The following is a 24,660-nucleotide window of genomic DNA, read 5'->3' as shown; positions in this document are numbered from 1 at the left end:
AGGTGTTGGCATTCTTGGTTTTTCCGGCATTGGTTTTGTAGCAATTTCCGGTATCTTCATCTTGTCTTCGCCCAAGGCTCGTCTTCTCAGCATAATCAAAGTGGCTTTGGAAATACCTTTTAACGTCTCAAATACACCATTTCCCTGTAAGGCGGAAGCCTCGAAAAAAGGGAGTCCCTTGTCGTTCAAGTGCCTGTTCATATCTTCTACCGGCAGGATGTTCTTAAGGTCCCTCTTGTTGTACTGAAACACGAGTGGGATTTCATCAACATTTAAACCCAGTTCGGCGAGATTTGCTTTCAGATTGTTAAAGCTTTCCAGGTTTGCATCCAGCATCGGGCCCTGTGAATCAGCAACAAATACGATTCCATCAACGCCGCGTAGAACAAGTTTTCGAGTGCTGTTGTAAAACACCTGACCTGGCACTGTATAAAGTTGAAAACGGGTCTTAAAACCTGCGATGTTACCGACATCTAAAGGAAGCAAGTCGAAAAACAAAGTACGATCCGTTTCTGTTTCGAGACTTACCATTTCCCCGCGCGATTTGGAAGATGTTTTCTGATAAATATGCTGCAGATTTGTTGTTTTTCCGCACAGACCAGGGCCGTAGTACACGATTTTAGCGGCCATTTGCATGGTCGCGTAATTAAAGAAAACCATAGACCTCTCTATCAGTAATGAGTCATGAGTTATGAGTAATGAGCAGTGAGACAGATCGAGCAATACTCATTGCTCATGACTCATTACTTTTGCACTGATATTATACAATGACATGGAAATCACTGAAAAGACAGTCTCAACAAACAGAAAAGCCTATGCCGATTTTGACATCCTGGAGAAATATGAAGCCGGGATTCAGCTAACCGGATCGGAAGTCAAATCGGTTCGGGATGGGAAGGTTAACCTGAAAGATGCCTATGCGCTGGTGAAACAGGAGGAAGCGTGGCTTCATCATTGTCATATTTCTCCTTATGATTTCGCCAACCAGCTCAATCACGATCCGACGCGCTCGCGAAAGCTGCTTCTGCACAAGAGGGAAATCCATCGCTTGATGGGAAAAGTAAAGGAAAAGGGCTTGACCATTGTTCCACTCCGGGTTTACTTCAAGGGAAAGCACATTAAAGTAGAAATTGCGCTTGCGAAGGGTAAAAAGATCTGGGGTAAAAGAGAGGAAAAGCGGAAGAAGGCAGTAGACAAGGAAGTTCGCAGCGCCATAAAATACCGCAAGTAACAGGAGATCAGGAGATTCGAACGTGTTTATCTTCTTATCTCCTTAGTAAAACGGCTTGAAGTTCACACACCTGACTCTCATCATTCCTTTTCTGCTGTACACCAGTGCTGCTCTTATTCTGGACCCGGGAGAGCTCCTTCCTATGTATCCGGACGCGGATCTAACGCCGTACCTTGCTGCTGTAAGTCTGGCCAAGGACGGGGATCTTGCTTACACGAGGGAAGATTCGGACCGTTACATGCGGCAATACGATTGGAGACCATTTCCCTTCCGTATCCTTCAAAAGAAGATGATCAATTCTTCAGGCGAATACAAAGCCTACTTCGTATTTCATTATCCGGAATTGTTTCTGTTTCTTCTTGTTCCTTTTCTTGCGGTTCTGGGATTTAGGGGTTGGCTTGTTCTGCATGCATTGCTGATTCTGGGTATATATATCATGGGGTGGATTTATTACCGTGGAAAAAATACGGACGCTATTTCGCCGGCGCTGAACAGCGTTGTCTACTTTACTTTGATTCCGCTACCTGTACTTTTTCTGCTTCCTTCTCATCATCTTTTTTTGATTTCAATTTGCACCGCTTTCCTGTTTTTTGGACTGAAAGGTTGGCCTGTACTGAGCGCTGTTTTTCTTGCAATTGCATTCTCTTCTCAACCCTGGGCGGCGGTCTTCTGTCTATTCTTGCTTGGATACTGGCAATCGACCACGGCGAGTCGAACCCAGAATCCAATCTCCCGCTTTGTGATCGCCCTCGTTCTGGCATTGTTTGTGGTCTGGGGTCTGGAAAGATTGATATATCCGGTAGAAAATATTTCAGAACCTCGATGGGTGACAACGGGAACTCATTTGCCCCTTTCGAATATCTGGCAATCTCTGCCGAACGCTACACATTACGCCTGGTCTTCTCCGAGTCCCCAACGTTTGATCGATTTCCTTTTTGGCCGAAACTCCGGTTTTTTTGTATATGCGTTTGTGGCCGGAGCATTGTTACTCTCCTCCCTATGGTTGATTCGAGATTCCCTTGTTCGTGCAGGTTTGCTTTTTGTAATTCTTTACTTTGGCTTAATGTCGGTGATCGACCCATCCATCTGGAGCGCTGAATCCCTGGCGAATGATTTTTGGATTCTTCTTTGTCCGCTCCCTTATTTTCTTGTTCCTCTGATTCGCCCGAAGAATTTGTTCATCAGCATCGCGGTACCGGCAGCCTTTCTGATCGGACCGCTGCTCGCGAATCCATTGGGGGCAATCACGAATCGTTCCTACTACACATCTTCATTCCCATATAAATTCCTGCCTGTAGAAATTTCGCTGGCAGGACGCGCGGGAATCACGAAAGAACCGGCATATCAACAGCAATTCACCGGCGGAAAGATTTATTTCTTGAACGACAGTTTTTATAAGGAACATGCTTTTTTTTGGCTTCGCGGAGAATCCACTTTGGAATTCTTGCTGGAGCTGAAGAATCCCCAAACGGTTAAATTGGAATTGAGAAACGGAGTTGTAGAGAACAAGATCACCTTGAAGTTCAAGGATTCGCAAGAGGAGATCCGCTTGACGACTGTTGAAACTAAAATAATAGATATAAGCCGCCACCTGGGCGGTCAGATCCATTATGAAGGCCGCATCTACATCCACGGTAAGATTCACACCAATAGCGGTTATGTTCCCGGGTTATTGAGCCGCGACAATCCCGACTATCGCTTTTTGAGCTGTCAGGTTCACATCAACCCCCTGAACGTAGCGCGGACGTCTCGTCTGGGCAGCCGGGACGGCCGCGCTACTTTGTTGTATATTCATTAATGAACAACCTAATATAAGGAGACTTTTGAATGTTATTACGCAATCTATGTTCGTTTTTGATTATAGTTTTTGCCGCGGTTTCCTCATTTGCTCAAGCTCCCAATTTGATGGAGCCGGACAAGGAAGTTGCTGTGTTGCAAACGAGTATGGGTAAGATTGTTTTGGAATTCTTTCCAAGCGCCGCTCCCAAGCACGTCAAGAATTTCAAGCAACTCTCCAGGAGCGAGTTTTACAACGGCACAAAGTTTCATCGTGTTATCCCGGGTTTCATGATCCAGGGTGGAGATCCCAACAGCAAAGATGCTGATCGTTCCAACGATGGTACGGGAAACTCGGGCACAAAAGTCCCTGCCGAATTCAACTCCATTCCTCACAAACGTGGAATTCTCTCGATGGCCCGATCCAGCGATCCAAACAGCGCTTCGTGTCAATTCTTCATCGTGGTAAAAGACTCGAACTTTTTGGACAATCAATATTCCGTATTCGGACGCGTCATCGAAGGGATGGAAGTCGCCGACAAAATCGTGAATGTCAAACGGGATGATCGGGACAATCCGATCAATGCCGTTACGATTCAAAAAATTACCATTGAGTCAAGACCAGCCGCCAAATAAACAAAGCCATCCTCCGGAGGCGCCGGATGGGGCGCCTCCGTCTACTTCTTTAGAAGAAGTTCGGAAACGTTTAGAGTCTTTTGGGTATCTAAACAGCCGTATTGAACGCTTCTATTTGCAGAGTCTCTCCCGTACAGCATCCCAGTTTCTGAACCGTTTGTTCGTGAGCTTTCGCGTGGGGCTCCTGGCCGGCACCGTCGCAGCTGTCCTGATGACCGCCGGAACGCTCGTATTCAATACGGAACTGCTGAGACGAAAACTCGATATCCTTCTGCTTTTCATTTATTTCGAATCTTTTTTTGTCCTTTTGTTTACCGTTCTGGAATTTCTGCTCATTTTTCTGGTATCGGTCCTGCTTCGGATTTCCAGGGGACGGCGACTGGTTTTTGCAGGTCAGGCGGTCAGCTTTCTCATTGGATTGTCCTTCTTTGCGTATTTCTTTTACTGGGGAAGGACGCAGATTGAATACTTGAGGCTCTTTTCCAACGTTTCGATCGCAGCCATGTTTTTGATTGTTACACTTTCTTGCATTTTCGTGGCAAAGTGCGCATGGCTTGGTTTTCTTGTTGCGTTTCGCGAATCGGATCTCGGGCGCATCTTGCCAAATTGGCGAAGATTCAATCTGGAATTCTTATTGGGGTTGACAGCGATTTTGATTCTGTTGCCGTTTATTTTGAATCGCGGTGAATCAGGGGAAAAAGAGCATCCTCCCGTTGCCGTTTTTTCGACGAATGATCGATGGATCCTGCTGGCCATTGATGGCGTTTCACGCGAAACCCTGAATCACTTCGCAAAAACAGAAAACATACCTCATCTGAGAAGTTTGATGGCTCAAACTCCACCGGCAGATTTTCGAATTTTGGAGCGCTCGGCTCCTCCTGTGGTCTGGACCAGCATTGCCACCGGGGTTTCACCGGCTCAGCATGGAATTCGAACGCCTGAAGTCAAAAGGTGGCGCGGGCAAAGTTCCTGGATTCAGGAAACACCGCTGGAACTTGCTGTTCACTCCATCATGATCCATGCAGGTTTCGGGCAACGTCAGCCCGTTTCCGGTTATTTGCGGAAAGTGAAGACTTTTTGGGAGATACTTTCTGATAATGGCTTGCGCGCCGGTGTCGTTAATTGGTGGGGAAGCTGGCCGGCCCGAAATTTGCGGGGGTGGAACGTTTCGGAGCGGTATTACTACAAGCTTGCTTCCGGCGGTCAGTCGCAGGAGGAAACCTTTCCACGAAAATTGTTCCAGCAATACTCCTCCTTGTATAAAGGAGGGAGCAACAAAATCAGCGGACCCGATCTGGATCTTTTTTATCTGCGGCTATTCAACGAACAACTGAAAAAAGATCCTGTTCGTGTCGCCGCTCTTTATCTGCCCGGTTTTGATATTCTCAACTACGAGCACTATGAGGCAAGGAGAATCGATCCCTTCAGCTACACGGAAGCTTTCGTTCGTCATTTGAATTGGATCGACAACTGGCTTTTGCAGCTTCAATCGCAACATCCGGAATACCGGGTGATGATGATTTTCTATCAGGGTAGGGCTCTTCCGGGTCATCATAGCGCGATGTTGGTCACCGGCGCGCAACTTACAGCCAAAACGAGTTATTCCGAATACGATGTTACGCCAATGTTGCTGTACAGCTGTGGTCTCCCGCTTGCGCGCGACATGAAGACCGAACTGATCCGCTCTGTGATCGCTCGCGAGCGGCTGGAGAAGACGCCGGTGCGCTATGTTGCTGAATATACAGCTCCACGCGACCGTGTCGAATTTTCGCACGCAGATCAATTTAATGATCTTCTCGTCGAGCAGATGAAATCGCTCGGGTATTTGCAGTAGAAGCAAAGTGGTGCGGGCGTCTCGCCCGCAACAGTTGTTTGTTCAGCAATTGATTTTGTCTTTGCAGAACAAAATGTCCTCTCTAAAGCCATTCGTTGATGTCCACCCAAAATCCAGACCAAGCGACTTTTGCGTGACAAACCAAATTCCGCCTGCGAATGTTGTTGGTGTCGCTCTTCGCAGTCTAAAGCTCTCCTTTTGGTTAAAACCGGTGCACAGAGCGATCTGGACTGCGTTGTGAAATGGCTAGTAAACTTTGAATGGAGACATTTATTTATCGAGAATGTTGTCCGGTCATTCTTGCGCTTGTGTTCTGATCACTCAAACCCAAGTTGCATCAACTCTTCAATTTACCAGAATACAGACATTTGTGGAAGACTGCCCGAACTTGAATTCGCCTCCAAATGCATCCTCCCTCATCATCCGCCAACGAAACTGATAAGTGCCAGCAATCAATGGAGATGTTATCGCAAAATTAAAAGTTATCGTTTGGCCGGGAGGAACACAGCTTCCGGATGGCACACCGACTCCCGGTAACTGTACCCAACCACCGCCAGCTGAGCAAGGCGGATTGACAGTTGTTGGAAAATAAGTCAGAAAGTATGATGATCCATCCCGGCTAGGAGTTTGCCAAGTTGTTGTACCTGTATTTTTCATAGTTACTTTGACACCAGATACAGTTTGTCCCTTACCCATCGATGTTGGGATATTGCTTTGAGAGACAAAAGTCGACTTTTTAACATCATTTTGTAAAAGGCTTAGCCCGTCATTTTCTAATCTAGTCATTGAACAAGAGTTACATTCAGTCAAGTTATTTGGGTGAGGATCATTTTCCCCGAAGCTCATAAACAAAGAATGTTGAGGCCTACCAATTGCAGCTTTTGTGTTGGTTAGCAACGGAATCGCAGTATCATAGAATTCACAATCATTACCCATGCCACTAGCTCCGATAAATATCACACCAAATACAATTCCATTCGCCTGGCAATAATTATTCAATGTCTGGATCGCACTACGCAATGCAGCCGTATTCGACCCAACTTCGACCATATTCACGTCCAAATGGAAGAATGGCAAGACAACACCATGATTTTTAAGAACATCCATCCAAGTCATAAGTTCAGTAGCGGGAATCCGCGGGTGGGGTTCAGTTAAACCTATTTTTACCGATGGAAACTCTGAATGTACATTATCTATAAAATTCTTAACAACCTCCGCTGCTGGATCCATGGATGTGTAACAGGGAGGGTTGCCAATTCTGTTAGCCTTGAGCCAGGGTTCATCTAGGTCGACGTATGTTACTGTACCACCGGACGTTCCACTTTGTATATTTCTAATAGCAGTTCTGGCATTCGCAGCGTTCGCTGTAGCCGTGCAATCTGGGTCTACTGGACCACCGACGATTGCCGATGACGCTATGGCAATTTTAATTCCTTTATTCTGCAGCCAACAAAAAGCTTTCTTCGCTCGAAAGTTTTGCAATGTGTTCGAATTGCAGCAAGCGTTTAGATTGTCGACAGTCTCGCGAAAAAAAAGGAAGACGTTTGTCTGGTTGCGGGCTCCTATCCAACCATCAGGACTTGGGTTTGACGTTGCAGAACATGAGCCACTAAACATATTAAGTAGATCGGTGCTGCGGCGGTTCGGGGCGATCCAGTTTCGATCATCAGCTACTGTTTCTATAGCGACTTGCGCACAAATATAACCAGAGAACCATGAACATACAAATATGACCAATAAGACTCTCTTGAACATTTATCCTCCAATCTTATATAAATGCTATCACAAAATAAGCGACCCGATTCACTTGGACGGTGCTATTTAAGCTCGCGTAAGTTCCAAGAGTATGCTAAAAATATTAGCCTATTATTTCTTTAATTCGGTCTGCAAGATGAAAGAATTTCGAAGGAATGTCATGAGGAGGATATGAAAGAGGATGATAAATTAGAAGTAGGTCGTTCATTGCACATCGTGTTCGTTGAATGCGAACCTAAAGTGCAAATAATGTGAAGTAGCGTGTTCAGAAAAATTCTTGGTCGTTTGCGTTTTCACTTTTCCTTTCAGTCTGTTTTTTTGCAAATCTGCTAGCTTGGTTTTGAAAAAATACGACTGATTCAGATACACCGCGTGGGGCGGTCCCACGTTGATTTTTCTGCAGATAAAATTAGGGCAGGCTTTTTTATGACAGACGCTAAGAAGCTAACGGCAAAGCTCCTTATCTTTCTCATTTTTATCGTAATTTTGGCATTCCTACTTTGTGTAATCATCCCTGGAAATCCTTTTTTCTTTACATCGCGAACATTGCTCTATTTTTCATTGGGTCTGGTTTTGTTTAAAGGGTTTTGGGATTGGCGTACGCACAACCACTCTAGATTTCTGGAAATTTTACCGTTTTTAATCCTGTTTCTTTTTGCATCCTTGCGAGTATCCCGGTTTCAGGAATATCGATTTGGTGTGGATGATGCCTACTACTATTCCTATGTTAGCTCGATCTTTATTGATGGTGATTTGGAACTATCCAATCAGTACAAACTCTCAAAACTGGAAAAACATCTTGATGAGAAAGTGTTGCTGGCCAAAACTCCGGCCGGTTATTCTGCGAATATCTATCCGGCAGGTTTATCGTTTTACTGGTCCCCATTCTTTCTGTCCGGTCATTTGCTGGCGAAGCTTTTTGATTTTCCGTTGAATGGCTACAGCCGACCTTATACTCACGCGATCCTTGTTGGAAATCTGTTTTACGTTTGCGGGGGACTCTATATTACGTATCTGTTTTGTAACAGTTTTTTTTTAAAATTGATCTCTCTCATTTCTACCGCTGCGATCTCGTTCACGACTCCTTATCTCCGATTTTACTTCCATTCCCTGTTTCTCCTATCCGAATCTCTTGCCTTTGCGCTCACGGCATTGTTTCTATTCCTCGTTCTTAAAAACAAAGACAAGCATCTCCCGTATCGGTGGTTTGCAATAGGAATATTTTTTGGGACTTTAACCATGGTGCGATTGCAGAACGCAATTCTGGTCATAGTTCCGCTTGCTTTACTTTATTTTTCGATTTCCCCCGAAAAGAGGACGCAACAGTTTTTGCGTTTAACTACAATGTTTGCAACCGGCAGTGTAATTGGTTTTTTACCGCAATTGATTGTGTGGCGTGTTATTAATGGTGATTGGTTTTTCAGTGGTGGAGGTAGTTTTCTTCCTTATTGGAAGTCGCCTTTCATTTTGGAAACGCTGTTTTCGGCGCGCAATAGTTTGTTTCCCTGGTCTCCGGTTACGGTGCTCTCCGTAATCGGTCTAATCTTGCTTACCCAACAAGATCGGCTATGGGGAAGGACTCTGCTGACGCTCCTGATTGTGACGATTTGGATGAACTCTGCACATTATGACTGGTGGGGCGCGGCTTCCATTGGCGCACGGCGATTTGTTCCGATCTGTTCCATTTTTACTCTGGGTATCGCGGCGTTACTGATCTCATTGACCAAGTTGGGGAAAATCATTCTAGTTTTCTGTTTGGTTGCGCTTATTTTTCTAAACTCATTTTTGGTTTTCGCTATTGTAAGAGGCTTGGACCCTGAACATGCGGTTCGTTTTTCGGACGTACTGAAGGGACCTTATTCCGTCTTTCAACCTGTCGTATATGCTCTTCAATTTCCAATTCAGGCTGCTTATAGGATCCGTTACGGTACACCGCTGTACGGCCCTTTAACGGAATTTTTTATCGGAGAAGATATCTTTTATTTTCAAAAACGCGCCGGTGGACAGATTTTAAGCGCTGAAAGCCCAATTTTCGGTGAAGGATGGATTTTTGAAAATGGCAAAAGACAAACGCGAGGGCCTACTAGTGTCTTGTATGTTCCCTTGTTCATCAAAAATCCACCGAGAATTGTCATCGAATTGCATTTGCTTCCAGAAAATTCTGAGAATGACGTTCGGATCGACTTTCATTGGAACGGCAAACTTTTACGTTCGCGAAAAATTTCGACTGAGGGAAGACAATTGGAGCTTGCCATTCGGTCACGTGACTGTCGCACAGAAGTAAATGAACTTAGGATGCGTATTTATGATCCGAAATCAGAAGATACAATCCCCACAGTTACACTACAGCAGATTCATTTTCAAGCTCCCTTGGATATCCTTTGACTTGGTAGGTAAAGCAGATGAAATCGCTCGGATATTTGCAGTAGGAAAGTTTTTGGCGGCATTCCGTAACAAAATGCAAAGGAGCAAAATTATGAAAATCGTTAGAGCTTTTATCATATTGTCTATCGCATTGTTGTTCATGGGTGATTCTTTCGCGCAACCAAAATATGCAAAAGCCACTTTTGCCGGTGGTTGTTTCTGGTGCATGGAGCCTCCTTTCGACAAGCTTCCCGGAGTTGTTTCTACGACATCGGGATATGCCGGCGGGCAAAAAATGAACCCGACTTATGAAGAAGTTTCTGCCGGCGTTACTGGGCATGCGGAAGTCGTACAGGTGCTTTATGATCCCTCCAAAGTCAGCTATGCGAAGTTGCTGGAAGTCTTCTGGCACAACATTGATCCTTTTGTGAAGAACAGGCAGTTTTGTGATACAGGAAGCCAGTACCGCACAGCCATCTTCTATCATGATGAGAATCAAAAGAAACTTGCTTTGGAATCGAAAACCGCGCTGGAAAAATCAGGAAAGCTTAAGGAACTGATCGTCACGGAAATCGTGCCTTTAAAGGATTTTTATCCCGCAGAAGAATACCATCAGGACTTCTACAAGAAGAGTTCCCTGCGCTATAACAGTTACCGCATCGGTTGTGGCCGCGACCGCCGGCTTGAAGAAATCTGGGGAAGGAGCGGTCATTGAAGTAGGGGCGACCCTCGTGGTCGCTCTGAGAGGGCAGGTACAAGACCTGCCCCTACGACAACGCCGCCGCACGTACAAGTGTTATAATTTTTGCGCGGGACGGGGGATGATTAATCTAGTCATTCGTCTACTCATAACCATGGCTGCGCTAAAGGGCGCGGACTTTTTCCTCGATAACTTTAACCTTCGTGGCGATTTTTTTTCCCTTTTCTGCTTCAGCATCGTTCTTGGATTGCTCAACTGGTTCGTTAAACCGATTCTGGTTTTCTTTTCCGTGCCGTTCATTGTGCTGACGATCGGCTTTTTTTACATCATCATTAATGCCCTTCTTTTGTACGTGACCTCTGTATTAATGCCAGGCGTGCTTTCTGCAACCACGTTTGGAATTTTTTGGGGAAGCGTTCTTGTATCGATCTTTCATTGGCTTTTGACGGCGCTCTTCCGAGTTCGGGAGAAAAAATAGTTTGAAAAACCGGGAATGGCTGCGTCTGGTTCTCATTGTATTGCTTCTATTTCTCCTTTCTCTTTACATACATTCTGCGTTCTGGCGGGCGATGGCGTTTGGATCGGTTGCGGCGCTTCTGGTTTTTTTTCACTTTCTGACACCTCTTCGTGTAAAGCCTTTTGAAGAATTAAAGGAGGATGTTGAAAAGATGTCGGAAGGGGATTTGCGCCTTTTTCGGTCCATTCCCTCAACTCAAGACGAACGGATGCACGATTTTTCTGTCTCGTTACTGGTTTTGAATGCTCATCTCCGCCAGATCGTGGACAAGATGAAAAATGTGGGCGGGAGTGTGGGTCACGCATCGGAGCAGGTTGTTGAACTTTCCCGAACGTTGCTCAAGAGCGGGCAACACCAGTCGCAGGCGGCAGAGACTGCATCCGAAGCGATGAGCGATATCAATCATGCAATCATCAGAATTGCTGAAGCGGCAGAGAGTTTGAACGCTCTCGGCATTACGGCATCCAGCGCCGCTTTGCAGCTTACCGCCAGCATAGAAGAGGTTACTCGCAACGCACTGCAGGTCGGTACCTATTCCAAAGACACTCAGTTGAGCATGCAGAGCATGGTTCACGGAATGCAGGAGATGGATCAGGCAAGTAATAAACTCATATCAGCATCGCACGATGCCGAGCTTTCGATGCAGAACATGCATTTCAGCATAAAGGAAGTCACCAAGAGGGCTGCTGAATCGCAGCAACTGGCCGAACGCGCTTCGGCCGCTGCGAAAACCGGCAGCGAGGTTGTGGATGATGTCGTTTTCGCTATGAAGAAGATTGCAGAGGCTTTTGAAAGCGCGGGAATCGTGATTGCTAATCTGGCGAAAAGCTCAGAACAGATCGGTGAAATTCTAAATGTGATTACGCAGGTAGCCGATCAAACGAATCTCCTTTCGCTCAATGCGGCGATTCTTTCCGCTCAGGCCGGAGTGCATGGCCGCGGCTTCGCAGTTGTATCGGATGAAATCCGCAAACTTTCCAACCGTACTTCCGCCTCCGTGCAAGAAATTGAAAAGTTAATCTCGCGCGTGCGAGTAGAAATGAAAGACGCCGTTCAAATGATGGAGGCAGGAAAGAGCCGGTTGAATGAAGGTCTGGAGCAGAGCGGAAAAGCTTCAGAAGCGCTTTCCGATATCCTGGAAACAACTTCCACGGCCCGCGAAAGAGTTGCGGCCATTGCGGAAGCATCGCTCGAACAGATCAAAGCTGAAACAGAAGTGCAACAGGCAACCGCCACGATCCAGGATCGCGTCGATCAAATCACAAGGATCATTCAGGAGCAAACGAAAGGAAGCCACGACGTGTATTCAAAGGCGGAGCAAACTCTTGGCCTTCTTCGAAACGTGGAAAAGGGAATGAAGGAACAAACGCACGGCGCGAAAGAAGTAAGCAACATTGTCGAACACCTTTCCGGAATCATTCAGGACATCCACAGAGCGACTTCAGAGCAGTCTGTCACAAGCTCTCAGGTGGTGCGGTCCGTGCACAGTCTCAAGAATGCGGTTCAGTCGAGCACCGTCACGATCCGGACTCTCAATGCAAGCGCGGTTTCGCTCGATCAGGAGTCATTCATTCTCAAAGATGAGTTGTCCAAGTTTCGTCTTCCTGAACCGAAGAAAGGAGGGGTGCTCGATTTATGCGTAACAACCGGGCTCTCTTCGCTCGATCCTGCTTATGGACGGTACGTCTATCTCGTGGATTGGATTTACAACATATATGAAGGCCTTGTGGAATTCGGAGAAGGAACCGATTTGCGCCCCTCCCTTGCGGAACGCTGGGAAGTCTCCGAAGATGCACTGACTTACATGTTCTGGCTGAAAAAAGGAGTGAGGTTCCACAACGGAAAGGAAATGCATGCAACGGACGTTCGCGATTCTTTCCTTAGAGTATTGCACCCCGCGCTTAAGACTCCGGGCACATGGGTTTTTGAAATGGTTCAGGGAGCCGAAGAATATATGAACGGATCTACTAATACTGTAGATGGATTTAATGTCCTGGACCGGTATACTTTCCGGATCCGGTTGCGTGAGCCGCTCCCGTTTTTCTTAGGTATGCTCGCGCAATGTTACGCATTTGTACTTCCATCCGAGCTGACTGCGCGAACCGGCGTCTTGACGGACGCTTGTGGAACCGGTCCTTTTAAATTAGACCGGCTGGAACCGGATCGGTCACTTGAAATGTCCCGTTTTCACGATTATCACGCACAGCCGATGCCTTACGTGGACAGCGTTTCCGTGAAGTTTGGCGTCTCCGAACCTGAGATTTCGGAAAAATTAAAGAGCGGCAAAATCCATTTTTCCTCTGAGCTTCAAAAGCGATCCCTTGACCATTTTTTGAGTATGTCCGAGTGGCGTCCGCGTTTACAAACAAATGTGCAACTGTACACGTCGTTGATTGCGATCAATAGCAAGATTCCGCCTTTAACCGATGTTCGTGTTAGACAGGCCATTTCGTACGCGATTGACCGTCAGCGGATTGTTCACGATGTCGTGGGTGTGGAACGCGGCGTGATCGCCAGAAGTTTGTTGCCGCCGGGATTGCAGGGATACGATCCTCATGCTGTCGGTTATCTGTTTGATCCTTCGCGGGCGCGAAGCCTTTTGAAACAGGCAAATGTGCCGGAGGGAACGGTTCTGGAAATGTTGCAAACAGAAGCAGGCACGAATCAGGCCGTCTTGCAGATCATTCAGGAGAATTTAAAAGACGTTGGTTTGGAAGTGCGCGTTCAATTCCTTGCGCCCGACCTTTTGCAGCACGCCATCGAAAAAGGGAAGGTGCCGATGCGAATGACAAAATGGGTGGCCGACTATCCGGATCCGGATAATTTTTTATACGTAGCCTTTCATTCGAAGAATCCTGCAATTTATACAGGTTTTCAAAATGCTGATTTCGACAGTTTTGTAGAAGAAGCGAGGTTGGTGGCTGACATCCGCGATCGCGTTCAATTGTATCAGCGCGCTGAAAAAATCTGGATGGAAGAATGTCCATGCGTGGTGCTCTTTCATAATCGCGCTCTCGTGCTTCATCAGGAGAATGTCCACGGTTGTATTCCACACTTTACACAGCCCATCCTCCGCCTCAAAAAAATCTGGCTCTCGTGAGAATCACGTAGTGGCAGAGCATTTGCCATTGCGGTTAACAAATTCTATAGCTCGATTAAGCTTGAAGTAGCTCGAACAATTTTTCGAAAAACAAATGCTCTGCTTTGTCTGAGAGCTAGCAGAGCATTTTCACGTCTGTACCAGTCCCCGATTAAAGCCAGACTTCAGTTGCTATGATGGTCGTACTCACAATTTGGAAAATGCTCTGCCACTACTAAGTAAGCAGCTTGGTAAATTCTTCGGCAGGCACAGGTGGGCTAAAAAACGGACCCTGAGCGGCATCACAATGATGCCATCGCAGGAACGCAAGCTGATCTTCCGTTTCGACATCTTCTGCAACAATCCGAATTCGCAAGCTATGCGCCAGAGTGATCATCGCTGTTGCCACAGATTCCTGCTGCTTATTCTGGGTGATGTCCCGCAGGAATGCGCGATCCAGCTTCAGGCTATTGATCTGGAAGCGTTTCAAATACTCCAAAGAGGAATGCCCGCTGCCGTAATCAGAAATAGAAAGCTGTACGCCTTTCTTGCGAACCTCATCCAGAATTGGAGCCATCTTTTCAGCATTTTGCATGAGCGCTGTTTCATTGATTTGAAGCTCAAGGCTTGCGGGCGAAATCCCGGTTTGTTCCAGGATCCTGGTTAGAGTTCGAATCCAACCATGCTGCATGGCTTCGGCGCCGGTAACACGCGAGCACAATTTCAGTTGAGGATTCGTCTCACGCCATGTTTTCATTTGATTGCAAGATTTTTGCAGCAACCATTCGCCTACTGCCGCCATCATGCCGGTTTCCTCGGCCACCGGAACAAATTCCTCCGGAAAGACAACACCTCTTTCCGGATGATGCCATCGTAAGAATGCTTCACAGCCTTCCAATTTTCCAGTTTCCAGCGAGTAGATTGGCTGGTATTCCACCTGCAGTTCCTGATTCTCGATCGCTCTTCGCAAATTGAGTTCCAGCGGTAACAACGCCATGGCGCGCGTCAACATGCTGTCATCAAACAGCTCATAGCGGTTTCTGCCGAGAACTTTTGCGCGATACATTGCGGTGTTTGCATCATGCAGGATATCCTCCGGTCTATCGTACCCGGAGGAACCTTTTGCAATCCCTATGCTCGCGCTTACATAAAAATCCTGGTCATTGATATTGAAGGGCAAGGCCAGATGTTGTTGAACTCGATCGGCAACAAAAGTCGCATCTTTTACGGCGTGAATATCTTCGAGCAACACCACGAATTCATCTCCACCAACATGCGCTACGGTGTCGCCAAATCTGAGAGATGCTTCGATACGCCGAGCGCAAGCGACCAGCAAGCGGTCTCCAATATTGCGGCCGGAAGCGTCGTTCACAGCTTTAAACTCATCCAGATCAATATAGAGAAGCGCAAAAAGATAATCGGTGCGACGCTTCGTTCGTTTCACCGATCGCCCCAAGCGATCCATGAATAACATTCGGTTCGGTAATCCGGTCAGAGCATCGTAGTATGCCGTGAAAAGAGATGCCTTGTCTGTGATGTCTTCACAAACTGTAATGACGGCCTGCGGGTTGCCGTTTTCATCCGATATAACATCCGAAATTATCTGAACGGGGAATATGCTTCCATCCTGACGAATGTTTACGCTTTCTCTTCGCCAGCTGGATATTTCTCGCGCTTCATCGACAGTGATTCCTTTCCACAAATCACGCGGGGCAAATATACGCGCATCCTTTCCCATAAGATCGGAGATTTCATACCCATGCATTTTGGCTTCCGCCTGATTGGTATAGAGGATTTTGCCGTCCAGACTGGTGATCGTGACACCCAGATTCAAATAATCCATCGCCCGGTGCAGCAATTGAAGGACCTCCTGCTTTCCGGGCTTTCGAGCCCCTTTGGCCATAATTTGGCCGTATTGTATAACAGAAGTATCGTGGACCGTAATTTTTGTCGATATTTTACCGCAGAGAGCGCTGAGAACTCTGAGAATAAAAATAGAATTTTTTCTCTGCGATCTCGGCGTACTCTGCGGTGAAATTACGAGTACGATTTGCGATTAAGGAGGATTCTATGCCGTGGATGGAAGTGACGATGCCGAAGAGGGAAAACGAAATCAAGGAGGGTCTCGTAAAACGGTTGAACCAGGAGTTCATTGATGCTACCGGATTCGAGGAGGAGATCCTTTACATCCGGATATCTGAATTCGAAAGGACAGATGCCGGAGCGGCGGGGCAACTGGCGGGTGTTGCAGGTGTTGCTCACGTGGTTCTCTATTGTCCGCGGATGCGTTTCGATGTGAAACGGATGGTGGTAAGCGGAATCACAAACGCCTTTGCCGGAACAGACGCAAAACCACTCATTCATATCCTAGAATTTCCGTACGAAAATATCGGTGTTGAAGGTAAATTGCTCACCGATACGGATGAAGAACTGGCATCTCGCCCGTTCTATTACGTCGTCCCACGTTAATTCCTGAACTGCGTGAACAAGAAGCACAAACCGGCGGCCAGTCACCAGAACCGGACATAGCGAAAAACGAGCAGGTGTATTTCTTGGTCCGATCAAGGATAAGTTGTGAATGGGAAACGGCAAACTTTACGATCCCCAAATCAACTTTTGCATAATGTAGAATTGATCCAAACCGCAAGCCATGGCCGTTCATTGGGAAAAAGTCTACGTATTTATTAGTAGCACTTTCAACGACATGCACGCGGAACGTGATTACCTGATCAAGGATGTATTCCCGCAACTGGCAGACTGGTGTGAGAGCCGCAAGTTAAGACTTGTCGATGTGGATTTGCGATGGGGCGTTACCGAGCAAGATGCAACTCAAAACCGGAATGTTGTGCAGGTTTGTCTTGAAAGGATCGACGATTGCCGCCCGTTTTTTCTTTGTTTCCTGGGCCAGAGGTACGGATGGACTCCAGGTCCCGATGACATCTCCAACGAGACAATGGAGAGATTCCCGCGACTGACTGAAATTCTCGATGAAGGCCGTTCCGTTACGGAATTGGAAATCATGCATGCGCTCATCCGGCCGTTCCATTCCGGCTCAACCTCGCTTTCTGACTGCGCTTTTTTCTATTTTCGCTGCCCTTCCTATTTATCGAAGCTTCCAGAGCAACCTGAATATCTAATCAGGATCTATACGGATCAGGCTGAAAAGGATGTCGTGCGGAAAAAAGCGTTGCTGGGAAAACAAACGTATCTGAAGCATGTTCTGATTCCCCGAACGGGCAGGCGGGGGCGTTACTATCAGGCGGAATGGCTTCCCGATCAATCCACACCGGAGCTTGCCATCCCATTGCAATGTCCGGCGCTGCTGAAGGAGAACGTGGAACGCTGGCGCGCACAGTGGGATGAAGTCGCAGGTGTGAAAGCCTCAGCCTCACAAACGTCACTGCTGGATCGCATCAAACGATGGTCCCGTAATCAATCCAACTCTGATCGAAATGAGATTAGCGATCCGGCTGAATCCAAGAAGGCCGCCGTATTTAACGAGAAACTTACACGCGGCAGGCCCGGCGATTTCAAATGCGACCGGGAGCCTTTACGAGACGTGATTTTGAATGATTTGCAGGCGGCTATCAGCGCTCGTTTTCCCGATCATGTTCCCGCAATATCTCAGACAGCCCTTCAAAAAGAGATGGATCAACAACATCATTTTCTTTTCGTTCAGAGTGAAGGTTTCGTCTCGCGCGGAGATGACTTTTCAGAACTGGATGCTTACACGATCGGGCCAACGAACAAAATCTTCTTTTTGACGGGAGAAGGCGGTCTGGGAAAATCCATGCTGCTGGCAAACTGGATTGAATCGTGCCTGAAAAATCCGGACAGGTTCGGGAAAACGACTTTTCATTTTCGATTTGTAGGTCAAAGCGATCTATCGAATAGAGTAGAAGACGTTCTTTTTTCGCTCCTTTCGGAACTTCAAGAAGTTGCGAACAAAATTCCGCTATTCACTACTCAGATCAGAGATTTGCCGGATGGAAAAAAGGAAACAGCAACCCTACCATTAAAGATTCCTTCCGATCCGGTCCCGTTACGCGAATCCTGGACCGATTTGCTTGAGATGGCAGGCGCTCAAGGAAAAACAGTAATCGTCATAGACGCCCTGGACCAATTGGAATCAGGATTGGACGACCTGGCGTGGTTGCCGTGGGAACTTCCCGAAAACGTTCGCCTCATCGTTAGTTTCAAACGGCAGGCGCAGACGAGCTCGATCGAAACCTCGCTCCGGGACAATCCCCAGTCAATCGTTTCAGAAATCCTGTCTTTTGACCGGATGGAAGACCGTCGTAAACTCGTGCGCTCCTATCTGATGCAATATCTCAAAGAGCTCGATGATAATCTTCTCAATGCCGTCATTCAGTTGCCGGGAGCCGGGAATCCACTCTATCTCAAAGTCGTGCTTTCGGAGCTGCGAGTGTTCGGCGCGTTCGCGAATCTAAGGAACAAGATCCGGGATGATTTTGGTGATGGTCCGAACACCGCTTTTCTTGCAGTACTGTCGCGCCTGGAAAATGATCCCGCCTACTCTCCGGTTCCACCGCAAACGGCCGTGCCACTTCTCTTCGGCCTGCTCGTTCACTCAAGAAGAGGACTCTCGGCCGATGAACTGGTTGAAATGTTCTTACAGGTTTTGAATCCGGGAAAATATACGCGAAAAGAAATAACGGATGCAGTTTATTTACAGTTGCGGCAGGTTCGCAGTTTCCTGTCTCGTAGAGAGGGGCGATACGATTTTTTTTACGAGAGTTTTCGATCAGCGGCAGGCCGGCGCTATGTTTGTACAGATTCGAAACAACCAGGTCAGCGCTTAAGATGTGAATGGCACACCATTCTAGCAGACTACTTTAATGCGTTGCCGTTGCGGGAAAACCAAACAAATATTCCGGTTCGGAGAAAGGTGTCCGAGTTGCCCTTTCATCTGATTCAATCGGAACAGTGGGAGCGTTTAACCGAAACGCTGTGCAGTCTTCAGTTTGTTGAAGCAAAATGCTCAGCCGGAATGACCTATGATCTGGTATCGGACTATCAGGCAGCAATCGAAGCCTTGCCTGAAAGAAAAGCCGAAAGAGAGGTAGAGGCATCATCGGAAGAACGAATCGCAAGATTCACACGCGAACAGGTTGTTTACGCGGCCGGAAAAGGTCCATTGCCACAAATTCCCGTTTCCACTCCACCATGGCAGAACGAACGCATTGAATCGGAGAGTGAACGAATTCGAAAGGAAACGTCGCGCTTAAGTCGAATTCGAGCATTTTTTGCATTTGTGAACGCAGAGAGCCATCATCTCGCCAATCATGGAACACGCTCCGGATTCTGTGTGCAACAAGCATACAACCTGATGCGTGACGGCCCTGTCGGCATTGCTGCGAAAGCAGCAATAGAATCACAGAAAGCTCCCCTGCTGTTACGAAGGCATTTGACCCGACCTGTCTACAATCCCCATTCTTCACTGATCCGCATTATTGAATGTGGCGACTATTCGTATCACCGAAACAGACGCATTCTTGCCGCATCGAATGATGGCTCCGTAGCCGTGTGCGAAGGGGCAAAGAATACATTGCGTGTATGGGATCTAAAAACAGGCAAGTGTAAGAAGATCATAAAAGGGTTGTACAAAAATATTATCGCGATCACTCCCGATGGAAGACTCCTCGTATCCGGCTCGGGATACAGCCCGATTCGGATTCATGAAGTTGCGACGGGACGAGAAGTACGGATTCTTGATTCAAAACATGTTTCTGCACTCGCCGTCACTGCTGACGGCAGTCGAGTTGTTTCCGGAGATGGAGGAGGAAGAGTTCATGTTTGGGACACGATCAATGGCGAGCTGAAAAAAACCATTCAAGCTCATGGCCTTGAAATCAAGATGCTGGACCTGACGGGTGACGGACATCTTGCAGCCGTCGTGTCGGAAAATGCTTTTAGCGTTCTGAATCTTGAAACGGAAAAGCAAATGCGTTTCGAACATGGCGGAGATAGGGACAGTCCCACAACTGCAGCGATTTCTTTAAACGGTCAAGTTGTTGTTTCCGCGTGCAATGAGCGCTTGTTTCTCTGGCTCGTTGGAGAAGCTCGCTCTGCGGGAGTGTTAACAGGACATTCAAAGACAATTCTTGCAGCGGCCGCCACTCCTGATTTCCGGCTGATCATTTCCGGAGGCTGGGATCACACGGTACGCATTTGGGAAACCGCCACGGGCCAATGCCTGCGTATCTTTGAAGGCCATACCGGAACAATCACTTCCGTCTGGATAACAATAGACGGGCGCCGTGCCATTTCTCAAGCCGATGACGGAACGCTCAGAGTGTGGGACGTGGAAAAAGGAAGTGTTTCCGAGCCTCCCCATCACCCGGGAAGCGTTTCCACGTTTATTTCGGAGACCAGCACTGAGATTTTTTCGGGAAGTAAGGAGAAGCAACATTCCATCCGCATGTGGAGTCCGGATGGAACCTGCAAGAAAACGATTTCCGGTGAATCCAATTACGATCATCGCACTTCCGGCGGTACGAGTCTGATGGATTCGTTGCCTGGCGGAAAGTTGTTGGCTAAAGATGAATGGGATTTTGCATGCGCTATCTGGGATATTAAAAGCGGAAAGTGTCTGCACTTTCTTCCTCATTCTAATTACATCTGGAGATTTGTAACTTCGCCTGATGGATCGAGAATCATTTCGGTGAGCGCAGATAAGACGATTCGAATGTGGAATCCTGAAACTGGAGACTGCGAGAGAACATGGAGTAATTCTTCCGCCGGCGTTCATTATGTGGCGATTTCTCCGGACGGCCGGCGCATTGCAACAGCACACGGCGATCAACATGTGCGAGTCTGGGACATTGAGAAGAATGAACCGGTCTACATACTTCGAGGTCACAAAGAAAATGCAAAGCTGGTTTCATTCACTCCGGATGGACGTTTGCTGATATCGGCCGGTGGTGATTTCTCGTCAACAGCAGATACAAATGATGCCGCAATCCGCATTTGGAACCTGGATACAGGCAAGCTTCTATCCACTTTAACAGGCCATACCCGATCAATCGAAGCGCTTGCAATAACGCCCGATGGCCGCACTCTCGTAACAGGAGGTTGGGACTATACGATCAGGGTCTGGGACATTAAACAGGGGAAATGCCGGTTCAAAATCGAAGAATCTGCGCCTGTAAATGAACTGGTGATTACGTCGGACGGCCGCTACGTGTACCCTGTAAAACTGCAAAATGAACTTACCCTCTTCGATTTATCCGAAATGCGCAACATCGCATTGTGCAAGTTCAGAAGCGCTGTTGTAGCGATGGCGAATAAGAACGATTTGGTGGTCGCCTGTGATAGAAGTGGACACATGCATTTTCTTGAAACCAGAAATCTAGCTGCGTTTCCGTCGGTAACAACGATCGTTCGCTTATATCGTTCAGACCAACTCGCCTGGGATGCAAAGTTTACTGCAAAATGTTTCCGGTGCGGACTGCGGTTTGAGCCTGACGAAAGACACATCGGTTACATCGCAAGATTGCAGCAGCTCTATTCCGGAATTCCGGTCTTGCACGCCCCGCTCGAATCCTGGGTTGATCCTCAGCTCATCACAAACTGCCCTGCCTGCCGGCAACAATTACACTTCAATCCTTTTATCGTTGATAACTCAGAATAACGGAACAGACGCAAAACCACTGAACCTGAGGAACAAGAAATAGAAGCCGGCGGCAAGCCACCAGAACCCGACATAGCGAAAAACGAACAGTGTATTTTTTGCTCCGATCAAGGATAAGTTGTGAATGGGAAACGGAAAAACAGGCTCTGTAGTTTTCCGTCCGGTGGTGTAGGCGAATGAAATCGTTACTACGGTCAGCGCAATAATAAACTGGAATAGAAACCGGTTCCATTCCGCGGGGAATTGGATTATTCCAAGGTCATTTAAAATCATTGTGACGACATACCAGGCGAGAGTAAGGAAGATTCCGATACGCAACAGAAGGCGATAGCGAAAACAAAAATCAAAAAATTTGATCGCCCGTTCGAAACAGTTATCAACGCACAATTGAATTTGAATCATCTTTCCTGAAGTAACATCTAAACTGCTGCGGGCATGTTTTGTACTTCCACACCAGAAGCACCGCTTACTGGAATTTCGAAGGAAAAACGGCCTCGCAATGAGCCGGTGTCCGAACATAATGGCCACAGCGGCTGCGAAACTTGGTAGAACGCCGAACGGATATCTCAGGAACAGCGCCAGCACTAAGGGAATAAACAAGAACAGCAACAAACCTTGAAGAATAATTGCAAATTGCATATTGCATATTGCAAAAAGAACATCTACTGCCAATTTTCAATATGCAGTATGCAATATGAAATTTGCATTATTATGTTATATTCTTGCCTCTGCAGGTAGCAGATCGTCTTCGCAACTCAGGAGGTTCCACTCATGGCTTTGGAATTGGTACAGGTCATTACGGAGCAGGGCTCCCTTAATCGGAAGGCAGAGCCTGCGATTCCGGATCAGGATTTGTTAGTGCTTTACCGGACGATGGTGCTCACGCGTCAATTTGATGACCGCATGATGAAGCTTCAGCGACAAGGCCGAATCGGTTTCTATCTTCAATCTTTAGGTGAAGAAGCGGCACATATTGGAGCGGCGTACGCATTGGGTCCGAAAGACTGGATTTATCCGTCGTATCGCGAGCCGGGCGCCGCCTTTTATCGTGGTTTTCCATTGACCAAGTATGTATCTCAATTGATGGGAAATGCGAACGATCCGATTAAAGGAAGACAGATGCCGGTCCATTTTTCTTATCGTGAAGGAAATTTCACGTCCGTTTCCAGTCCTGTTGGGACTCAAATTCCACAAGCTACGGGAACCGCCTGGGCTGCAAAATTAGCAAAGGATCCCATCGTGGTTCTTGCATTTTTTGGCGAAGGAGCTACTTCAGAAGGCGATTTTCATGTTGGACTGAACTTTGCGGGCGTATTCAAAACCCCCAGCATTTTCTTTTGCCGCAACAACGGGTATGCGATTTCGGTTCCGCTCTCACGGCAAACTGCTTCGGAAAGCATCGCAATCAAAGCAAAAGCATACGGAATCGAAGGAGTCCGTGTGGACGGCAACGACATTCTGGCCGTAATCAAGGCAACGCGGGAAGCAGCTGATCGTGGGCGCCGGGGTGATGGCGCAACTTTGATCGAAGCAGTGACTTACCGGCGGGGTGCGCATTCTTCAAGCGACGACCCTCGCATGTATCGTACGGATGATGAAGTGGAAAGACAAACTTTGCTGGATCCAATCTTCCGTTTTCGGAAATACCTGGAAGAGAAAAAATTATGGAACGATCAGAAGGAAGATATGCTGCAAGAAGAATTAAAAAATGAAATTCTTTCTGCAGTTACCGAATCCGAAAAATTCGGACCGCCTCCAGTGGAAAGCTTATTCGAAGATGTGTTTGCTGAATTAACACCCGAATTGAAAGAGCAACAACAATACCTGATGGATCATCTAAAGCGTCATCCGCGGACTCCGGAGGTGAAGTAATGGCTGTCGTAAATATGATTCAAGCCCTGAATGATGCTCTTCGCATCGAAATGAACAGGGATCCCCGCGTCATCTTAATGGGTGAGGATGTCGGAAAGCTGGGAGGCGTCTTTCGCGTAACCCTGGATTTGTACAAGGAATTCGGTCCGGACAGAGTGATTGATACACCTTTAGCGGAAGCCGGCATCATTGGGACCGCTATAGGAATGGCCCTCTACGGTCTGCGTCCCGTACCGGAAATTCAGTTCAGTGATTTTATTTTCCCAGCTTATGACCAGATCATAAATGAGCTCGCGAAATACCGGTATCGTTCGGGCGGCCAGTATGCGTGTCCTGTCACGATTCGAACGCCCGTGGGTGGCGGTATCCGAGGTGGCCATTATCATAGTCAGAGTCCGGAAGCTCTATTCATTCACCCTTCCGGGATGAAAGTGGTGATTCCTTCCAACCCGTATGATGCCAAAGGGATGCTTTTGTCCGCGATTCGTGATGAGGATCCGGTTTTGTTTATGGAACCTAAGAGGATTTATCGCGCCGCAAAAGGGGAAGTTCCGGAAGGAGAATACACGGTGCCGCTGGGTAAAGCTTCCCTTGTCAGAGAAGGCGAGGATGTGACGCTTCTTGCCTACGGGGCGATGCTTCACACCGCCAGCGAGGCCGCGGAATTGATTGAAAAAGAAGATGGCACACGGTGCGAGGTTATCGATTTGCGTTCGCTCCTTCCGCTGGATGCAGAAACCATTCTGGAATCCGTTAAGAAGACGGGTCGCGCTGTGGTCGTGCATGAAGCGCCACGCAATTGCGGATTTGGAGCGGAGCTGGTCGCGTTAATTACGGAAAAGGTATTTCTTCATCTGCAAGCTCCTCCGCTTCGCGTCACAGGATTTGATACACCCTTTCCGTACACACTTGAAAATGAATATTTGCCTGATGCAGGGCGCATTCGTGAGGCCGTGCAGACGGTGATGAATTATTGAGGTGATTTATGCCATACGAATTTCGTCTACCTGATATCGGTGAAGGTGTTGTTGAAGGGGAAATCGTTAAGTGGCATGTGAAGCCGGGCCAGGCAGTGAAAGAAGATGATCCGATGGTGGAAGTAATGACTGATAAGGCCACTGTCATGATTCCATCGCCGCGAAAAGGAACGATTCTTGAAACGCGCGGTGAAGAAGGGGGAATTGTAAAAGTGGGCGCAGTGCTGGTTACGCTGGATACAGGTGATGGCGCTGCAGCTCCGGC

At 47.4% G+C, this 24,660-nt stretch carries 16 protein-coding genes and 1 pseudogene; 13 read left to right on the top strand and 4 right to left on the bottom strand.

Going from position 1 to position 24,660, the window contains the following annotated elements:
- Positions 1 to 81: 81 nt before the first annotated feature.
- Positions 82 to 660: pseudogene (locus tag L0156_06010) on the bottom strand (GTPase domain-containing protein).
- A 118-nt stretch (positions 661 to 778) separates the two neighbouring features.
- Here L0156_06010 and smpB point away from each other — a divergent pair.
- Genes smpB through L0156_05990 form a run of 4 tightly spaced genes read left to right on the top strand, consistent with a single transcriptional unit; the run spans position 779 to position 5,477 of the window.
- Positions 779 to 1,231: an SsrA-binding protein SmpB gene (smpB, locus tag L0156_06005; GenBank protein ID MCI0602549.1), complete on the top strand. Its 453-nt coding sequence runs from the start codon at positions 779 to 781 to the stop codon at positions 1,229 to 1,231.
- 55 nt (positions 1,232 to 1,286) lie between these two features.
- Positions 1,287 to 3,029 carry a hypothetical protein gene (locus L0156_06000; GenBank protein ID MCI0602548.1) on the top strand — a complete coding sequence of 581 codons (1,743 nt, stop codon included), beginning with the start codon at positions 1,287 to 1,289 and terminating at the stop codon, positions 3,027 to 3,029.
- Between the two features lie 29 nt (positions 3,030 to 3,058).
- Complete coding sequence (locus tag L0156_05995) at positions 3,059 to 3,643, top strand: peptidylprolyl isomerase (GenBank protein ID MCI0602547.1); 585 nt, start codon at positions 3,059 to 3,061, stop codon at positions 3,641 to 3,643.
- Positions 3,591 to 5,477 (top strand): alkaline phosphatase family protein, encoded by a 1,887-nt coding sequence (locus tag L0156_05990; GenBank protein ID MCI0602546.1) that lies wholly within the window; start codon positions 3,591 to 3,593, stop codon positions 5,475 to 5,477. Before L0156_05995 ends, L0156_05990 begins: the two co-directional genes overlap by 53 nt.
- Before the next feature lie 345 nt (positions 5,478 to 5,822).
- On the opposite strand, the gene L0156_05985 is transcribed toward L0156_05990, so the two are convergent.
- The gene (locus tag L0156_05985; protein MCI0602545.1) at positions 5,823 to 7,232 is read right to left on the bottom strand and encodes a hypothetical protein; all 1,410 of its coding nucleotides are present in this window, start codon (positions 7,230 to 7,232) and stop codon (positions 5,823 to 5,825) included.
- A 426-nt stretch (positions 7,233 to 7,658) separates the two neighbouring features.
- Here L0156_05985 and L0156_05980 point away from each other — a divergent pair, with 426 nt between their 5' ends.
- From L0156_05980 to L0156_05965, 4 genes are all read left to right on the top strand, one after another.
- Entirely contained in the window at positions 7,659 to 9,617 is a 1,959-nt protein-coding gene (locus tag L0156_05980; GenBank protein ID MCI0602544.1) for a hypothetical protein, read from the top strand.
- A 91-nt stretch (positions 9,618 to 9,708) separates the two neighbouring features.
- Positions 9,709 to 10,311, top strand: a complete 603-nt coding sequence (gene msrA, locus L0156_05975; protein ID MCI0602543.1) for a peptide-methionine (S)-S-oxide reductase MsrA — start codon at positions 9,709 to 9,711, stop codon at positions 10,309 to 10,311.
- A 139-nt stretch (positions 10,312 to 10,450) separates the two neighbouring features.
- A complete protein-coding gene (locus L0156_05970) occupies positions 10,451 to 10,774 on the top strand; it encodes a phage holin family protein (protein MCI0602542.1) in 324 nt (107 codons plus the stop codon).
- A 1-nt stretch (position 10,775) separates the two neighbouring features.
- On the top strand, positions 10,776 to 13,913 hold the full coding sequence (locus L0156_05965; protein ID MCI0602541.1) for an ABC transporter substrate-binding protein: 3,138 nt from the start codon (positions 10,776 to 10,778) through the stop codon (positions 13,911 to 13,913).
- 214 nt (positions 13,914 to 14,127) lie between these two features.
- On the opposite strand, the gene L0156_05960 is transcribed toward L0156_05965, so the two are convergent.
- On the bottom strand, positions 14,128 to 15,795 hold the full coding sequence (locus L0156_05960) for an EAL domain-containing protein (protein ID MCI0602540.1): 1,668 nt from the start codon (positions 15,793 to 15,795) through the stop codon (positions 14,128 to 14,130).
- A gap of 167 nt (positions 15,796 to 15,962) precedes the next feature.
- On the opposite strand from L0156_05960, the gene L0156_05955 reads away from it, so the two are divergent.
- Together L0156_05955 and L0156_05950 are read left to right on the top strand one after the other, a co-directional pair.
- Positions 15,963 to 16,361 carry a hypothetical protein gene (locus L0156_05955; protein ID MCI0602539.1) on the top strand — a complete coding sequence of 133 codons (399 nt, stop codon included), beginning with the start codon at positions 15,963 to 15,965 and terminating at the stop codon, positions 16,359 to 16,361.
- A gap of 181 nt (positions 16,362 to 16,542) precedes the next feature.
- A complete protein-coding gene (locus L0156_05950) occupies positions 16,543 to 21,546 on the top strand; it encodes a DUF4062 domain-containing protein (GenBank protein MCI0602538.1) in 5,004 nt (1,667 codons plus the stop codon).
- Here L0156_05950 and L0156_05945 read toward each other — a convergent pair.
- Positions 21,538 to 21,948, bottom strand: a complete 411-nt coding sequence (locus L0156_05945; protein ID MCI0602537.1) for a hypothetical protein — start codon at positions 21,946 to 21,948, stop codon at positions 21,538 to 21,540. The genes L0156_05950 and L0156_05945 overlap by 9 nt on opposite strands.
- Before the next feature lie 369 nt (positions 21,949 to 22,317).
- Between L0156_05945 and L0156_05940 the strand changes: the two genes are divergently transcribed.
- The 3 genes from L0156_05940 to L0156_05930 form a co-directional block, all read left to right on the top strand.
- Positions 22,318 to 23,418 (top strand): thiamine pyrophosphate-dependent dehydrogenase E1 component subunit alpha, encoded by a 1,101-nt coding sequence (locus L0156_05940; protein MCI0602536.1) that lies wholly within the window; start codon positions 22,318 to 22,320, stop codon positions 23,416 to 23,418.
- The gene (locus L0156_05935; GenBank protein MCI0602535.1) at positions 23,418 to 24,395 is read left to right on the top strand and encodes an alpha-ketoacid dehydrogenase subunit beta; all 978 of its coding nucleotides are present in this window, start codon (positions 23,418 to 23,420) and stop codon (positions 24,393 to 24,395) included. The genes L0156_05940 and L0156_05935 overlap by 1 nt, the downstream gene beginning before the upstream one ends.
- Positions 24,396 to 24,403: 8 nt before the next feature.
- On the top strand, positions 24,404 to 24,660 hold a 257-nt coding region (locus L0156_05930; GenBank protein MCI0602534.1), incomplete at its 3' end, for a 2-oxo acid dehydrogenase subunit E2.

It is taken from the genome of bacterium, assembly GCA_022616075.1.
Taxonomy (GTDB): domain Bacteria; phylum Acidobacteriota; class HRBIN11; order JAKEFK01; family JAKEFK01; genus JAKEFK01.
This window is presented reverse-complemented; position numbering and strand designations above follow the sequence as displayed.

Bases quoted from the DNA above. Each gene is read 5' to 3' on its own strand.
- L0156_05995 (MCI0602547.1), top strand. From the start codon at position 3,059: ATGTTATTACGCAATCTATGTTCGTTTTTGATTATAGTTTTTGCCGCG.
- L0156_05990 (MCI0602546.1), top strand. From the start codon at position 3,591: ATGCCGTTACGATTCAAAAAATTACCATTGAGTCAAGACCAGCCGCCA.
- L0156_05985 (MCI0602545.1), bottom strand. From the start codon at position 7,232: ATGTTCAAGAGAGTCTTATTGGTCATATTTGTATGTTCATGGTTCTCT.
- L0156_05980 (MCI0602544.1), top strand. From the start codon at position 7,659: ATGACAGACGCTAAGAAGCTAACGGCAAAGCTCCTTATCTTTCTCATT.
- msrA (MCI0602543.1), top strand. From the start codon at position 9,709: ATGAAAATCGTTAGAGCTTTTATCATATTGTCTATCGCATTGTTGTTC.
- L0156_05970 (MCI0602542.1), top strand. From the start codon at position 10,451: ATGGCTGCGCTAAAGGGCGCGGACTTTTTCCTCGATAACTTTAACCTT.
- L0156_05960 (MCI0602540.1), bottom strand. From the start codon at position 15,795: ATGGCCAAAGGGGCTCGAAAGCCCGGAAAGCAGGAGGTCCTTCAATTG.
- L0156_05955 (MCI0602539.1), top strand. From the start codon at position 15,963: ATGCCGTGGATGGAAGTGACGATGCCGAAGAGGGAAAACGAAATCAAG.
- L0156_05950 (MCI0602538.1), top strand. From the start codon at position 16,543: ATGGCCGTTCATTGGGAAAAAGTCTACGTATTTATTAGTAGCACTTTC.
- L0156_05945 (MCI0602537.1), bottom strand. From the start codon at position 21,948: ATGATTCAAATTCAATTGTGCGTTGATAACTGTTTCGAACGGGCGATC.
- L0156_05940 (MCI0602536.1), top strand. From the start codon at position 22,318: ATGGCTTTGGAATTGGTACAGGTCATTACGGAGCAGGGCTCCCTTAAT.
- L0156_05935 (MCI0602535.1), top strand. From the start codon at position 23,418: ATGGCTGTCGTAAATATGATTCAAGCCCTGAATGATGCTCTTCGCATC.